Here is a 14077-nt window from a genome sequence, read left to right on the forward strand (position 1 = left end):
TCCCGGCGCCGGACCGGGACCGCCGCCCCCCGCTCCCCCGCCCGAGGCCGCCGCGTCCTCTCCCACCCGAACCCGTAGCATGACGTGCGTGACCAGGAGCACCCCGTCGATCAGCCGCCCGGCCGGGCGGCTGCTCACGCTGCTGGTGACGGCCGTACTGGCCGGCCTGCTCGGCATGCACGGCCTGGCTCCCGGAGTGCCTACGGCGCACGCCGGCACCGGAACGTCGTCCGGTGCACACCACACGGACGCCATGGCGGCCCACGCGGACGGTGCCGCGACCCTCGCGGACCGTGTCTGCGGACACTCGGACGGCGGATCGGGACACGTCGACCACGCCGACGGCACGTGTGCGGCCGCCGGGACCGCCTCCGCCTACACGCCGCCGCCCCTGACCGGCGCCACGGCCGACGCGCCCGACGCCGCCTCCCCCGCCGTGACGGCCACGGGAACGCCCCAGGACGGGCGGGGTCCGCCCGACCTCTCCGAACTGCAGCTCCTGCGGATATAGAGCGGCCCGCACGCCCTCGCATCCACCAGGCACATCCACTCGGACGCGCGCCGCGAGCAGGCGCGCGTGAAGGAGTTGCACCCAGCATGAAGCACACGCGTTCCCTCGTACGCCGTACCGCCGCCGTCCTCGCCGCAGGAGCGGCGGCACTCGCCCTGGCCGCCTGCGGCGGGGCCGACGACGGCGACACCGGCGGCTCCGCAGGACACGGCGGCCACAGCGCGACGGCCTCCGCGTCCGCACCGGCCTCGCAGGGCAAGCACAACGCCGCCGACGTGGCGTTCGCGAAGGGGATGATCCCCCACCACCGCCAGGCCGTCGAGATGGCCGACCTCGCGCCCGGACGGGCGGCGTCGCCGGAGGTCGAGAAGCTGGCCACGGAGATCAAGAAGGCCCAGGACCCGGAGATCAAGACGCTGTCCGGCTGGCTCACGGCGTGGGGCGAGGAGGTGCCCGCCGAGGGCGCCGCCATGGACCACTCCGGGCACGGCACGGGCGCCATGGACGGCATGATGACGGACCAGGAGATGAGCGGGCTCGAGGACGCCTCGGGCGAGGCGTTCGACACCGCCTTCCTGGAGCTGATGATCAAGCACCACGAAGGCGCGGTCACCATGGCGAAGGCCGAGCAGGCCGACGGCGCCTTCGCCCCGGCCAAGAAGATGGCCGACGAGATCATCACGTCCCAGAGCGCCGAGATCGAGCGCATGAACCAGCTCCTCGGCAAGGGCTGATCCACCGGCGGGCCATCCGTCGCCCTCGGATACCCGGAACCGGTACCGGAATACCCCGTGGGGGTATATGGTTCCCGACCGTGGGGCCCAGCCCGGGCCCCACGGTCGAGATGTCGATTGGGGTGGACACGCCATGGAGCATCAGCACGCGCACGGCGCGACCTGGGCGACGGCGGTGCGGGCGACCCTGCACTGCCTCACCGGGTGCGCCATCGGCGAGATCCTCGGCATGGTCATCGGCACCGCCCTGCTGTGGGGCAACGTGCCGACGATGGCCCTGGCGATCGGCCTCGCCTTCGTCTTCGGCTACTCGTTCACCCTCTTCGCGGTGGTGCGGGCGGGGGTGTCCCTGAAGGCCGCGGTGAAGGTGGCGCTGGCCGCCGACACCGTGTCCATCGCGGTGATGGAGCTGGTCGACAACGGCATCATCGCGCTGACGCCGGGGGCGATGGACGCGCACCTGTCGGACGGGCTGTTCTGGTACGCGCTGCTCGGCGGCTTCGCCGTGGCGTTCCTGATCACCACGCCGGTCAACAAGTGGATGATCGGCCGCGGCAAGGGCCACGCCGTGGTCCACGCCTACCACTGACGGCGCCTCCGCGGCCGTCCGTCCGAACGCGCCGCCGGGCGGCCCCCGGAACATCGGGGGCCGCCCGGCGTCGTACGGAGATCCTCAGACGGCGCGGCCGGTGAGCTCGTAGCCCGCCTCGTCGACGACCTTCGCCAGGAGCGCGTCGTCGGGCTCCCCCTCAGTGGTGACGGAGACCCGGCCGGCCTCGCGGTCGACCTCGACCGCCCGTACGCCGTCCAGGGCGCCGATCTCCTTGCCGAGCGTGGCCTCGCAGTGTCCGCAGGTCATGCCGGAGACGGCGTAGACGGTGGTGACACCCTCGGCGACCGCCACGGTGGTGTCGGTGGCGGCGGTGGTGGAGCAGCTGCCGTCAGGGGTGCAGCAGGACATCTCTTCCTCCTGGGAGTGATCGGTGGGGACACCCGGCCGATCCGGTGGCCGAGTACCCTATGGGGGTATGCGGGCTCGCTCCGTCAATCTATACCCCAAGGGGGTATACGTGAAAGCCGCGTGGGCGACGACCCGGCACCCCGCCCTCCTCAGTCCCCGTCCCCGCCCACCACGGGCCCCCCGCCCACCGTGAACCCGATCACCGACCCGCCCCCGTCCCGCCGGAAGGCGAACGTCGCTCCCCCGTGCGCCAGCGCCACCTCCCGCACGATCGACAGGCCGAGGCCGGAACCGGCCCGGGAGCGGGCGTCGGCGGCGCGGTAGAAACGGTCGAAGACCCGGGTCAGGTCGGCCTCGGCGATGCCCGGACCGCGGTCGCGGACCTCCACCCTGATCGGGCCCTCCAGGGCCGGCCCGGCGACCGCGACCTCGATGGGCCCGGTGCCGCCCGGGTCGAACTTCGCGGCGTTCTCCACCAGGTTCGACAGCGCCCGCGTCAGCATGGCGGGCCGCCCCTCCGTCACCGTCTCCCCACGGACGCTCACCCCGATGTCCCGCCCCGTACGGCGCCGCGCCAGGCTCGCCACGTCCCGCGCGACCCGAGCCAGGTCGACCCGCTGCGGAGGCTCCCCGGCGGACTGCCCGGCCGCCAGCTCGACCAGCTCGTTGACCAGGTCGGTCAGCTCACGGGCCTCCTGGCCGAGGTCCGCGACCAGTTCCCGGCGCGCCTCCGGCGGAAGCTCGTCGATCCGGCGCAGCAGCGAGATGTTGGTCCGCAGCGAGGTCAGCGGCGTCCGCAGCTCGTGCCCCGCGTCCTGGACCAGCCGCCGCTGGTCCTCCTCCGACTGCGCGAGGCGGACCAGCATCAGGTCGATGGCGCGGCCCAGGCGCCCCACCTCGTCCGGGCCGGTCACCGGCACCTGGACCCCCAGCCGGCGGGTGCGGGCGACGTCCTCGGCGGCGGAGGTCAGGAGCACCAGCCGCCGGGTGATGCGCCGCGCCAGCCACCAGCCGAACAGCCCGGCGGCCGTCACCACCGCCGCCATCAGCAGCAGCGTCCGGCGCTGCAACGCCCGCAGCAGCTCCTCGGTGTCGCTGAACTCCTGCGCCACCTGCACCGCGCCCCGGCCGCCGCCCAGCGACACCGTCGCGACCCGGAAGACGTCGTCGCCGACCCCGACGTCCTCGTGCTCGACCGTCCGCCCGGCCACGGCGGCGTGCGCCGTCCGCCGGTCGGCGTCGGTCACCGGCAGCCGGGGACCGGCCGGATCGGAGATCTCACCGTCCGGCCCGAGGACCTGCACGTCGGTGCGGGCCGGGCGCACGATCTCGTGACCCGGCGCGGAGGAGGCGAAGTCGCCGGGCGACATCCGCCGCTCGCGCACCTCGGCCCGCAGGTCCTGCACGACCTGCGCGAAGACGGTTTCCTGGTCCACCCGCACCAGCCGGGCCGCCGCGTTGTACGACAGCACCCCGACGAGGACAGTGACCACGGCCGTGACCGTCGCGAAGGACACCGCGAACGTCGTCCGCAGCGACAGCAGCCGGGGCCGGCGCCCGAGCGGGGACGGGCCCACTCAGTCCTCCCGCAGCACGTAACCCACCCCGCGCACGGTCTGGATCGGCTGCGGCGCGCCCGGCTGGTCGAGCTTGCGGCGCAGGTAGCCGACGTAGACGGCGAGGTTCTTGGAGCCGGGCCCGAAGTCGTAGCCCCAGATGCGGTCGTAGATCGTGGAGTGGTCGAGGACGACGCCCGCGTTGCGCACCAGCAGCTCCAGCAGCTCGAACTCGGTGCGGGTCAGCTCCAGCTCGCGCCCGTCCCGCCAGGCGCGGCGGGCCCGCGGGTCCATGCGCAGCCCGGCCGCCTCCAGGTACCGGGCGGCGGCGTCCGGCTCCTGTGGCCCGTCCGCGGCCGGGGGAGCCGTGCCCGCGCCCTCCCCGTCCCCCCTGTCGCCCCTGTCCCCCTTCTCCTCCCGGTCCTCCCGGTCCGTACGCCGCAGCAGGGCGCGCAGCCGGGCGAAGACCTCCTCGACGTCGAAGGGCTTCACCACGTAGTCGTCGGCGCCCGCGTCCAGGCCCGCGATCCGGTCGGCGGTCTCCACCAGCGCCGTCAGCATCAGGATCGGCGTCGGGTCGCCCTCGGCACGCAGCTCCCGGCAGACCTGGAGGCCGTCGACGCCCGGCATCATCACGTCCAGCACGAGCACGTCCGGCCGGCCGCTGTGGGCCTGCGCCAGCGCCTCGGTGCCGTCGGCGACCGCGGTGACCCGGTAGCCCTCCAGGGTCAGGGCGCGCTCCAGGGCGTGCCGGATCGCGCGGTCGTCTTCGGCGAGCAGAACAGTCCGGGGCACCCGTCCAGTCTGCCAAGGCGACCGGGCCCGTGACCGGACGGCCGGGCTTCTTACCGAGCTCTCACCCAGTGGGCCGCAGCGCCGCGAGCCGTTGCTCGAAGGGCACGACCTCGAAGGCGTCGTCCGCCGGCTTCCCGTCCGGTCGCGAGGCCGACGACAGCCCGGCCATCAGCGCGGCCAGCTCGCCGGCCGCCCGCTCGATCCGCCCGTCCAGCCCCTCGGCGCCCCAGTCCTCCGAGGCGGCGTACACGCCGGTCGGGACGACGACGGCCTTGAGGTAGGCGAAGAGCGGGCGCAGGGCGTGGTCCAGGACCAGTGAGTGCCGGGCCGTGCCGCCGGTCGCGCCGATCAGGACCGGTTTCCCGGCGAGGGCGTTCTCGTCGGTGACGCTCAGCGCGTCGAAGAACGACTTGAACAGCCCGCTGTACGACGCCGAGAACACCGGCGTGACGACGATCAGGCCGTCGGCCGCCGCGACCGCGCCGAAGGCGGCGGCGAGATCCGGGCCCGGGAAGCCGCTGGTGAAGGTGTGCGCGATCTCGACGGCGAGGTCGCGCAGCTCGACCACCTGGACCTCGGCCGGTGTCCGCTCGGCGGTGGTGGCGGCCAGGCGGTCGGCGAGCAGCCGGGTGGAGGACGGGACGCTCAGTCCCGCCGAGACGACGACGAGCTTCATGCCCGCACTCCTTCCTCGCGCTCCCTGCGGGCGGCGGCCAGCAGGGACGTGTGCGTCGGCGCGTCCGGCACGGCGGCCGGACGGTCCTTGGCGAACTCCTTGCGCAGCACCGGCACGACCTCCTCGCCGAGCAGGTCGAGCTGCTCCAGGACGGTCTTCAGGGGCAGCCCGGCGTGGTCCATCAGGAACAGCTGGCGCTGGTAGTCACCGGCGTAGTCGCGGAAGGCGAGCGTCTTCTCGATCACCTGCTGCGGGGAGCCCACCGTCAGCGGCGTCTGCGCGGTGAAGTCCTCCAGCGACGGCCCGTGCCCGTAGACCGGCGCGACGTCGAAGTACGGCCGGAACTCGCGCACCGCGTCCTGGCTGTTCCTCCGCATGAACACCTGTCCGCCGAGGCCGACGATCGCCTGCTCGGGGGTGCCGTGCCCGTAGTGGGCGTAGCGGTTGCGGTACAGCTCGATCATGCGCTTGGTGTGGTCGGCGGGCCAGAAGATGTTGTTGTGGAAGAAGCCGTCCCCGTAGTAGGCGGCCTGCTCGGCGATCTCGGGCGAGCGGATGGAGCCGTGCCAGACGAAGGGCGCGACGCCGTCCAGCGGGCGCGGCGTGGAGGTGAAGCCCTGGAGCGGGGTACGGAACTTCCCCTCCCAGTTCACGACGTCCTCGCGCCACAGGCGGTGCAGCAGGGCGTAGTTCTCGACGGCGAGGTTGATGCCCTCCCGGATGTCCTTGCCGAACCACGGGTACACCGGGCCGGTGTTGCCGCGGCCCATCATGAGGTCCACCCGGCCGTCGGCCAGGTGCTGGAGCATCGCGAAGTCCTCGGCGATCTTCACCGGGTCGTTCGTGGTGATCAGGGTGGTGGAGGTGGACAGGATCAGCCGCTCGGTGCGGGCCGCGACGTAGCCGAGCATCGTGGTCGGGGACGACGGCACGAAGGGCGGGTTGTGGTGCTCGCCGGTCGCGAAGACGTCCAGGCCGACCTCCTCGGCCTTCAGCGCGATGGCGACCATGGCCTTGATGCGCTCACGCTCGGTCGGCGTCCGGCCCGTGGTCGGGTCCGGGGTGACGTCGCCGACGGTGAAGATGCCGAACTGCATGGTCGCTCAACCTCCGATTTGTTGACGGTTCAACTATACCCGCCCAACGGTCGGCCGCCGGCCGTTATTCCACAGGCCCGTGCCAGCCTGCCCCCATGCTCGTCCTCCGCTCCGCCGCCCTCTTCGAGATCGGCGGCGCCTGGCTGGTCTGGCAGGGGGTGCGCGTACGGCTTCGTCGCCACCTTCCAGCCCGACGCCCACTTCGGCCGCATCCTCGCCGCGTACGGCGGGATCTTCGTCGCCGGCTCCATCCTGTGGGGCGTGGTCGCGGACGGCTACCGGCCCGACCGCTGGGACATCACCGGGGCCCTGGTCTGCCTCGCCGGGATGGCCGCGATCATGTGGGCGCCCCGCAACGACGGCTGACTACGCTGGCGGCGACCGTTCGTACAGTCCCTGACACCCAGGAGCAGCCCATGGCCACCGCAGCCGCCCCGTCCGCCGCCTCCCGCATCGCCGTCGTCACCGGTGCGAGCAGCGGCATCGGCGCCGCCACGGCCCGGCAGCTCGCCGCCGCCGGCTACCGCGTCGTCCTCACCGCCCGCCGCAAGGACCGCATCGAGGCGCTCGCCGAGGAGATCCAGGCGGCCGGCCACAAGGCCACGGCGTACCCGCTGGACGTCACCGACCGCGCGGCCGTCGACGAGTTCGCCACCGCCTTCAAGACGGTCGGCGTCCTCGTCAACAACGCGGGCGGCGCACTCGGCGCCGACCCCGTCGCCACCGGCGACCCGGACGACTGGCGCCGCATGTACGAGACGAACGTCCTCGGCACCCTCAACCTCACCCAGGCTCTCCTGCCCAAGCTGGAGGCGAGCGGCGACGGCACGATCGTCGTCGTCTCCTCCACCGCCGGCTTCGCCACCTACGAGGGCGGCGCGGGCTACGTCGCCGCCAAGCACGCCGAACACGTCCTCGCCGAGACCCTCCGCCTGGAGATCGTCGGCCGCCCGGTCCGCGTCGTCGAGATCGCGCCCGGCATGGTCAAGACCGACGAGTTCGCCCTCACCCGCTTCAGCGGCGACGAGGACAAGGCGGCCAAGGTCTACGCCGGCGTCCCGGACCCCCTGACCGCCGACGACGTCGCCGACACCATCACCTGGGCGGTCACCCGCCCCGCCCACGTCAACATCGACCTCCTGGTGGTCCGCCCTCGCGCCCAGGCGTCGAACACGAAGGTGCACCGGGAATCGTAGGAGGCGGCGCGCCTCAGCCCTTCACGCAGACGACCTGCTTCAGCTTCGCCACGACCGCCACGAGGTCGCGCTGCTGGTCGATGACCTGCTCGATCGGCTTGTAGGCACCCGGGATCTCGTCCACGACGCCGGAGTCCTTGCGGCACTCCACCCCCCGCGTCTGCTCCTCCAGGTCCTTCGTGGAGAAGCGGCGCTTGGCGGCGTTCCGGCTCATGCGCCGGCCGGCCCCGTGGGACGCGGAGTTGAAGGACTTGTCGTTCCCGAGGCCCTTGACGATGTACGAACCCGTGCCCATGGACCCGGGGATGATGCCGTAGTCCCCGGATCCCGCGCGGATCGCGCCCTTGCGGGTGACCAGCAGGTCCATGCCGTCGTACCGCTCCTCCGCCACGTAGTTGTGGTGGCAGGAGATCTCCTGCTCGAAGACCGGCTTCGCCTTCTTGAACTCCTTGCGGACCACGTCCTTGAGGAGCGCCATCATGAGGGTGCGGTTGTACTTCGCGTATTCCTGCGCCCAGAAGAGGTCGTTGCGGTACGCCGCCATCTGCGGGGTGTCCGCGACGAACACGGCGAGGTCGCGGTCGATCAGGCCCTGGTTGTGCGGGAGCTTCTGGGCGACGCCGATGTGGTGCTCGGCGAGTTCCTTGCCGATGTTGCGGGAGCCGGAGTGAAGCATGAGCCACACAGAACCGGTCGTATCCGTGCAGACTTCGACAAAGTGATTCCCACTTCCGAGCGTTCCCATCTGCTTCCCGGCCCGCTCGTGACGGAATTTGACCGCTTCGGCCACCCCGTCGAACCGCCCCCAGAAGTCGTCCCACCCGCCCGTCGCCAGCCCGTGGAAGCGCCCCGGGTCGACGGGACTGTCGTGCATCCCCCGCCCCACCGGAATCGCCTGCTCGATCTTCGAGCGCAGCCGCGACAGGTCACCGGGCAGATCGTTCGCCGTCAGGGACGTCTTCACCGCCGACATCCCGCAGCCGATGTCCACGCCCACCGCCGCCGGGCACACCGCGCCCCGCATCGCGATCACGGAGCCGACCGTCGCGCCCTTGCCGTAGTGCACGTCCGGCATGACCGCGAGGCCCTTGATCCACGGCAGGGTCGCGACGTTGCGCAGCTGCTGGAGCGCGCCCTCCTCGACCGTCGCCGGGTCGGTCCACATCCGGATCGGCACCTTCGCGCCCGGCATCTCCACGTACGACATATCGTCCTCATTCCCCCGGAAAACAAACAGAAGTCTCAAAGCGCAAAACCGGCGCCAAGGGCAGCCAAAGGGACGACTGACCGGCGTTCACGGCGGCGCGTGCGATACACATTGTCTGCAGGGGACGCCCCCGCGCGGCAAGCGAATAACCAGCGGGGACACTGGAGTACCAGTACCTGGCGTACCGACCACAGCCACCCGGCGAGAGGAGCCGCACCGTGCAGCGGAAGGCCTACGTACCCGGCGTCGCCGCCTGCCTGGCGGTGTTGCTGGCCGGCTGCACCGGCGCCTCGGGGGACGGCGCCACGGCGGACGACTCCAACCCGGGCCGGCCCGGCGTCACGACCGAGGAGGCCGAGCCCGGCAAGTACCGCACCCTCCCGGAGCCGTGCGGCGCGGTCGGCGAGAAGGCGCTCGATTCGCTCCTGCCCGGCATCGAGGAGATCGCGGACGAGCGGCAGCGCGAGAAGGCGTACGCGGGTGAGCCGACGCTCGCCTACGACACGGACCGCAAGGTCGGCTGCCGCTGGAAGGTGGAGTCGGCGGACGCCACCAACCACCTCTTCGTGAACTTCGAGCGGGTCGTGTCGTACGACAACGCCGTGAGCGACGACAGCGAGGCCGAACAGCTCTTCGCACAGCAGGTGGAGGGGGCCGACCTCCCCGAACCGGCGGCCTCGAACTCCGCGTCCGCCTCGGACTCCGCGTCCCCGTCCGGCGCCCCCTCCTCCGGCGCCCCGTCGTCCGGGGAGCCGAGCTCCGGCCCGAGCGGCGCGCCCTCCGCGCCCTCGTCGAGCGCGTCCGCCGATGCCACGCCCACCGAACTCCAGCCCCGGCTCCTGGACGACCTGGGTGACGAGGCGTTCGTGGACGACGAGCTGAGCAGCTCGGGTTCCACGGCGAAGCGGCGCACGGTGACTGTGGCGTTCCGCACGTCGAACGTCATGGTGACCGTCGAGTACGCGGAGCAGTCGGCGACGCTCGGAGTCGTGCCGGACAGCGAGGAAATGCAGGACAAGGCGCGGAAACTGGCATCCCAGCTGGCCGATTCACTGGGCGGTTGAGTCCGCTCCGGGCTCCCCGGCGGCCGTGTGCGGAGGACCTGAGGAGGAACCACACGGTTTCCCCACCGCGTACGGTGACCCCTCGGACCCGTTCCGAACGCAGGAACCACGAGTGCCATGAGTGAAGGAACCATGCAGCGACGAGCCCAGCGTGACCAGCAGAATCCGCGTGCGAAGCGACTCACCCGCGCCCTTGTCTGCGCGGCCGCCGTCCCCGTGATGCTGGTGGCAGCCGGCTGCTCCTCGGACTCCGGCTCCGACGACGGCAAGGACAAGGCGGCGGAGAAGACGGCCGCCTCGAAGTCCGCGGAGCCGTCTCCGACGGTCGAGGCGGCGGCGTACGGGAAGCTTCCGGAGCCGTGTTCGGTGCTGGCGAAGAAGACGCTGGAAGACCTGGTGCCCGAGGCCGACAAGGGCAAGGAGGGCGCTTCGAACGACACGGCGACGCGCGGCGGTTGCTCCTGGGACAGCCTTGACGACAACGGGGTGGAGGGCTCCCAGTTCCGCTGGCTGAGCGTGTCGATGCTGCGCTTCGAGTCGGACCAGACGCGCGGCCCGGGCGACAAGCTGGCGCGTGACTACTACACGAAGCAGGTGCAGGACGCCCAGGGTGCCGAGAACGCGAAGAGCGTGAAGACGGCGCCGGTGAGCGGCACGGGTGACGAGGCCTCCGTCGTCAGTTACGAGCTGAAGAAGAAGGAGGGCACCTTCAAGCAGCAGACGGTGGTGGCGCGCGTCGAGAACGTCGTCGTCACGGTCGACTACAACGGTGCGGGCCTGGCCGGTGACGAGACGCCGGACGCCGCCGATCTGTCGAAGGACGCGCAGAAGGCGGCCAAGGAGGCGGTGGCCTCGGTGACGAAGGCCAACGGCGGCACGTCGAGCACCTCTCCGTCGCCGTCCAAGTCGTCCGAGTCGTCGGCGTCGCCGTCGTCGAAGACGAGCTGACGGGCCGTATCACCCCACCGGCCACCCGTCCCCCGCACACATGTGCCACTCTGTTGCGCGCAACAACTGGCACTGGGAGGGGAGTACGGGTGGCCGCGCCACTAGAGCTGACCCGGACGCATCGCGTTCTCATCGGCATCGTCGTCTTCGGTGCCGTCGTCATCGCCGGGATCGGTTTCGCGGGTTCGTACGCGGCGGTGCGGGAGCTGGCCCTGAAGAAGGGCTTCGGCGACTTCAGCTACGTCTTCCCGATCGGCATCGACGCGGGCATCTGCGTGCTGCTGGCGCTGGACCTGCTGCTGACCTGGATCCGCATCCCCTTCCCGCTGCTGCGGCAGACGGCGTGGCTGCTGACGGCGGCGACGATCGCGTTCAACGGCGCGGCGGCCTGGCCCGACCCGCTGGGTGTGGGCATGCACGGTGTGATCCCGGTGCTGTTCGTGGTGTCCGTCGAGGCCGCCCGGCACGCGATCGGGCGGATCGCGGACATCACCGCCGACAAGCACATGGAGGGCGTCCGCCTCACCCGCTGGATCCTCTCGCCGGGTCCGACCTTCCTGCTGTGGCGGCGCATGAAGCTGTGGGAGCTGCGCTCCTACGAGCAGGTGATCAAGCTGGAGCAGGAGCGGCTGGTGTACCAGGCGCGGCTGCGTTCGCGGTTCGGCCGGGGCTGGCGCCGCAAGGCGCCCGTGGAGTCGCTGATGCCGCTGCGGCTGGCCCGGTACGGCGTGCCGCTGGCGCAGACGGCCCCGGCGGGCCTGGCGGCGGCGGGGATCGAGCCGGCGCTGCTGCCGCCGGCGCCCAGGGAGCAGAGCGGGGAACCGCAGGCCGTCGCGCCCGCGGCCGAGCAGCGTCCCGAGCTGGTCAAGGCGCCGGCGGCGAAGACGCCGCCCGCGCGCGGCGTTCCGGAGGCGGAGGGCGAGCCCGACGAGCAGAGCCCTTGGTTCAACACCCGTCAGGTCGAGTACCAGGGCGGCTACGACCCCGCCTACGACCCCGCGGAGCACCTCGCCGAGTGGTACGAGGAGCAGCGGCGGGCCGATCAGTACCGGGATCAGTACGAGGAGGAGCCTCCGCTCCAGGAGCCCTCGCCGGAGGAGACGGGCAGCTTCCCGATACCGGTCGTTCCGGGTCGTACCCGCGAGCTGGGTGATGGCGGCGGTACGTCCGAGCCGGCGCCGGTCGAGGAGGACTACTACACGGTCTTTCGCAAGTCGATCGACGGCAGTTACCCCACGACCGCCCAGTTCCGGGAGAACGCGGAGGCGACCTTCGGGGTGCCGCTGGCTCCGCGTGAGGCCGATCGCATGGTGAAGGCGTTCACCGAGCGCCATATGCGGGAGCTTCAGGAAGAGCACATCGCGTAGCGAGCGGGCGTACGGCGAAGGGGGCGCCCGGCATTCGCCGGGCGCCCCCTTCGCCGTCGTACCGGCCGGTCCTACTCCCCGAGCAGGGACCGCACCCGGTCCTGTCCCACCGCGAGGAGCAGCGTGGGCAGGCGCGGGCCGGTGTCGCGGCCGACGAGCAGGTGGTAGAGGAGCGCGAAGAACGACCGCTGGGCGGTCTTGATCTCCGGCGGCAGCTCCTTGGGCGTGGCGTCGGCGGAGAAGCCGGCCTGGACCTTGGGCACGCCGTAGACGAGGTGGGTGAGCCCGTCCAGGGACCAGTGGTCGGCGAGTCCGTCGAGCAGCAGCCGCAGCGAGGCGCGGCCCTGTTCGTCCAGCGACTTCAGCAGCTCGGCGTCGGGCTCGTCGCGGACGATGGTGCGCTGGTCGGCGGGGACGTGGGTGTTGATCCACGCCTCGGCCTTGTCGTACCGGGGGCGGGCGTCCGCGAGCGTGCCCAGCGGATTGGCCGGGTCGAGCTCGCTGAGGATGCGCAGCGCCTGGTCCTCATGGCCGGCGGTGATGTCGGCGACCGAGGCGAGGGTGCGGTACGGCAGCGGCCTGGGCGTGCGCGGCAGGTCACCGGCGGCGGTGCGGACGGCGCGGGAGTGGGCGGCGGCGTCGGCGGGCAGCGCGCTGCCGTCGGCGACCTTGGCGTCGAGGCGGTCCCACTCGTCGTAGAGCCGCTGGATCTCCTGGTCGAAGGCGATCTTGAAGGACTGGTTGGGGCGGCGGCGGGCGTAGAGCCAGCGCAGCAGCTGCGGCTCCATGATCTGGAGCGCGTCGGCCGGGGTGGGCACCCCGCCCTTGGAGGAGGACATCTTCGCCATGCCGCTGATGCCGACGAAGGCGTACATCGGGCCGATGGGCTGCTGGCCGCCGAAGATCCCGACGATCTGCCCGCCGACCTGGAAGGAGGAGCCGGGCGAGGAGTGGTCGACGCCGCTGGGCTCGAAGATCACGCCCTCGTGGGCCCAGCGCATCGGCCAGTCGACTTTCCAGACGAGCTTGCCGCGGTTGAACTCGCTGAGCCGGACCGTCTCGGAGAAGCCGCAGGCGGTGCAGGCGTAGGTCAGCTCGGTCGAGCCGTCGTCGTAGGCGGTGACCGTCGTCAGGTCCTTCTCGCAGTTGCCGCAGTACGGCTTGTACGGGAAGTACCCGGCGGAGCCGGAGCTGCCGTCGTCCTCGGCGGCGGCGCCGGAGCCCTCGGCGGCCTCCAGCTCGGCCTCGTCGACCGGCTTCTGCGACTTCTGCGGCTTCTTGGCGGGGTCCTTCTTGGTGCGGTACTGGGCGAGGATCGCGTCGATGTCCTGCCGGTGCTTCATGGCGTGCAGGATCTGCTCGCGGTAGGCGCCGGTGGTGTACTGCTCGGTCTGGCTGATCCCGTCGAACTCGACGCCCATCTCGGCGAGCGAGTCGACCATGGCGGCCTTGAAGTGCTCGGCCCAGTTCGCGTGCGGGGAGCCATGGGGGGCGGGGACGGAGGTCAGCGGCTTGCCGATGTGCTCGGCCCAGGTCTCGTCGACGCCCGCGACGCCGGCCGGGACCTTGCGGTAGCGGTCGTAGTCGTCCCAGGAGATCAGGTGCCGGACCTCGTGGCCCCGGCGGCGCACCTCGTCGGCGACCAGGTGCGGGGTCATGACCTCGCGCAGGTTGCCCAGGTGGATGGGGCCGGAGGGGGAGAGTCCGGAGGCTACGACGACCACCGGAGCGGTAGCGAGTGATGTTTTCGCGCCCGGGGCACGACGCTCCGACTCGGCGATGACCTCGTCCGCGAAACGGGAGACCCAGTCGGTGGTCTCTGTGCTCTGAGCCACGATCGGCACGTCCTTCTTTCTGACTCGGGCAGCCAGTACGGTCGCACGGCTGACCGCTCCATTCTCCCAGCCCGGCCCACATCCGCGAAAACCGCTTTTCACCGCGTGGGATACTCGGTTTCCGTAGTAC

Annotated in this window: 14 protein-coding genes and 1 pseudogene; 8 read left to right on the plus strand and 7 right to left on the minus strand. The window is 71.7% G+C overall.

The annotated features are described in order from the left end of the window. Positions 1 to 88 precede the first annotated feature (88 nt). The 3 genes from AMK11_RS10660 (at position 89) to AMK11_RS10670 (ending at position 1834) form a co-directional block, all read left to right on the plus strand. A complete protein-coding gene (locus AMK11_RS10660) occupies positions 89 to 511 on the plus strand; it encodes a DUF6153 family protein (RefSeq protein ID WP_073725767.1) in 423 nt (140 codons plus the stop codon). An 86-nt stretch (positions 512 to 597) separates the two neighbouring features. Continuing rightward, a complete protein-coding gene (locus tag AMK11_RS10665) occupies positions 598 to 1245 on the plus strand; it encodes a DUF305 domain-containing protein (RefSeq protein WP_073725518.1) in 648 nt (215 codons plus the stop codon). A 133-nt stretch (positions 1246 to 1378) separates the two neighbouring features. Beyond that, complete coding sequence (locus tag AMK11_RS10670) at positions 1379 to 1834, plus strand: DUF4396 domain-containing protein (RefSeq protein ID WP_107429659.1); 456 nt, start codon at positions 1379 to 1381, stop codon at positions 1832 to 1834. Positions 1835 to 1918: 84 nt separating this feature from the next. Here the strand turns inward: AMK11_RS10670 and AMK11_RS10675 are convergent, their stop codons facing one another. The 5 genes from AMK11_RS10675 to AMK11_RS10695 all read right to left on the minus strand — a co-directional run bounded on the left by AMK11_RS10675 (position 1919) and on the right by AMK11_RS10695 (position 6330). After that, positions 1919 to 2206 carry a heavy-metal-associated domain-containing protein gene (locus AMK11_RS10675; protein WP_073725521.1) on the minus strand — a complete coding sequence of 96 codons (288 nt, stop codon included), beginning with the start codon at positions 2204 to 2206 and terminating at the stop codon, positions 1919 to 1921. Between the two features lie 149 nt (positions 2207 to 2355). Next, complete coding sequence (locus tag AMK11_RS10680) at positions 2356 to 3783, minus strand: sensor histidine kinase (protein ID WP_073725523.1); 1428 nt, start codon at positions 3781 to 3783, stop codon at positions 2356 to 2358. Then, positions 3784 to 4557, minus strand: coding sequence for a response regulator transcription factor (locus tag AMK11_RS10685; protein ID WP_073725525.1), 774 nt, complete (start codon positions 4555 to 4557; stop codon positions 3784 to 3786). Positions 4558 to 4618: 61 nt separating this feature from the next. Then, positions 4619 to 5233 carry an FMN reductase gene (locus AMK11_RS10690; protein ID WP_073725527.1) on the minus strand — a complete coding sequence of 205 codons (615 nt, stop codon included), beginning with the start codon at positions 5231 to 5233 and terminating at the stop codon, positions 4619 to 4621. After that, positions 5230 to 6330, minus strand: a complete 1101-nt coding sequence (locus tag AMK11_RS10695; protein WP_073725529.1) for an LLM class flavin-dependent oxidoreductase — start codon at positions 6328 to 6330, stop codon at positions 5230 to 5232. The genes AMK11_RS10690 and AMK11_RS10695 overlap by 4 nt, the downstream gene beginning before the upstream one ends. 95 nt (positions 6331 to 6425) lie before the next feature. Between AMK11_RS10695 and AMK11_RS10700 the strand changes: the two are divergent. Together AMK11_RS10700 and AMK11_RS10705 are read left to right on the plus strand one after the other, a co-directional pair. Continuing rightward, positions 6426 to 6696, plus strand: a pseudogene (locus tag AMK11_RS10700) (YnfA family protein). Positions 6697 to 6746: 50 nt separating this feature from the next. Further along, entirely contained in the window at positions 6747 to 7526 is a 780-nt protein-coding gene (locus AMK11_RS10705; protein ID WP_073725531.1) for an SDR family NAD(P)-dependent oxidoreductase, read from the plus strand. A gap of 13 nt (positions 7527 to 7539) precedes the next feature. Here AMK11_RS10705 and AMK11_RS10710 read toward each other — a convergent pair whose 3' ends face one another. After that, positions 7540 to 8733: an RtcB family protein gene (locus AMK11_RS10710; RefSeq protein ID WP_073725533.1), complete on the minus strand. Its 1194-nt coding sequence runs from the start codon at positions 8731 to 8733 to the stop codon at positions 7540 to 7542. A 218-nt stretch (positions 8734 to 8951) separates the two neighbouring features. Between AMK11_RS10710 and AMK11_RS10715 the strand changes: the two genes are divergently transcribed. From AMK11_RS10715 to AMK11_RS10725, 3 genes are all read left to right on the plus strand, one after another. After that, positions 8952 to 9797, plus strand: a complete 846-nt coding sequence (locus AMK11_RS10715; protein WP_073725535.1) for a hypothetical protein — start codon at positions 8952 to 8954, stop codon at positions 9795 to 9797. 117 nt (positions 9798 to 9914) lie between these two features. Next, positions 9915 to 10745 (plus strand): DUF3558 family protein, encoded by an 831-nt coding sequence (locus AMK11_RS10720; protein ID WP_073725537.1) that lies wholly within the window; start codon positions 9915 to 9917, stop codon positions 10743 to 10745. Positions 10746 to 10834: 89 nt separating this feature from the next. Continuing rightward, complete coding sequence (locus tag AMK11_RS10725; protein WP_073725539.1) at positions 10835 to 12112, plus strand: DUF2637 domain-containing protein; 1278 nt, start codon at positions 10835 to 10837, stop codon at positions 12110 to 12112. Positions 12113 to 12183: 71 nt separating this feature from the next. Here AMK11_RS10725 and lysS read toward each other — a convergent pair whose 3' ends face one another. Continuing rightward, a complete protein-coding gene (gene lysS / locus AMK11_RS10730; RefSeq protein ID WP_073725545.1) occupies positions 12184 to 13956 on the minus strand; it encodes a lysine--tRNA ligase in 1773 nt (590 codons plus the stop codon). Positions 13957 to 14077 lie beyond the last annotated feature (121 nt).

The organism is Streptomyces sp. CB02414, from assembly GCF_001905385.1.
In the GTDB taxonomy this organism is placed as follows: domain Bacteria; phylum Actinomycetota; class Actinomycetes; order Streptomycetales; family Streptomycetaceae; genus Streptomyces.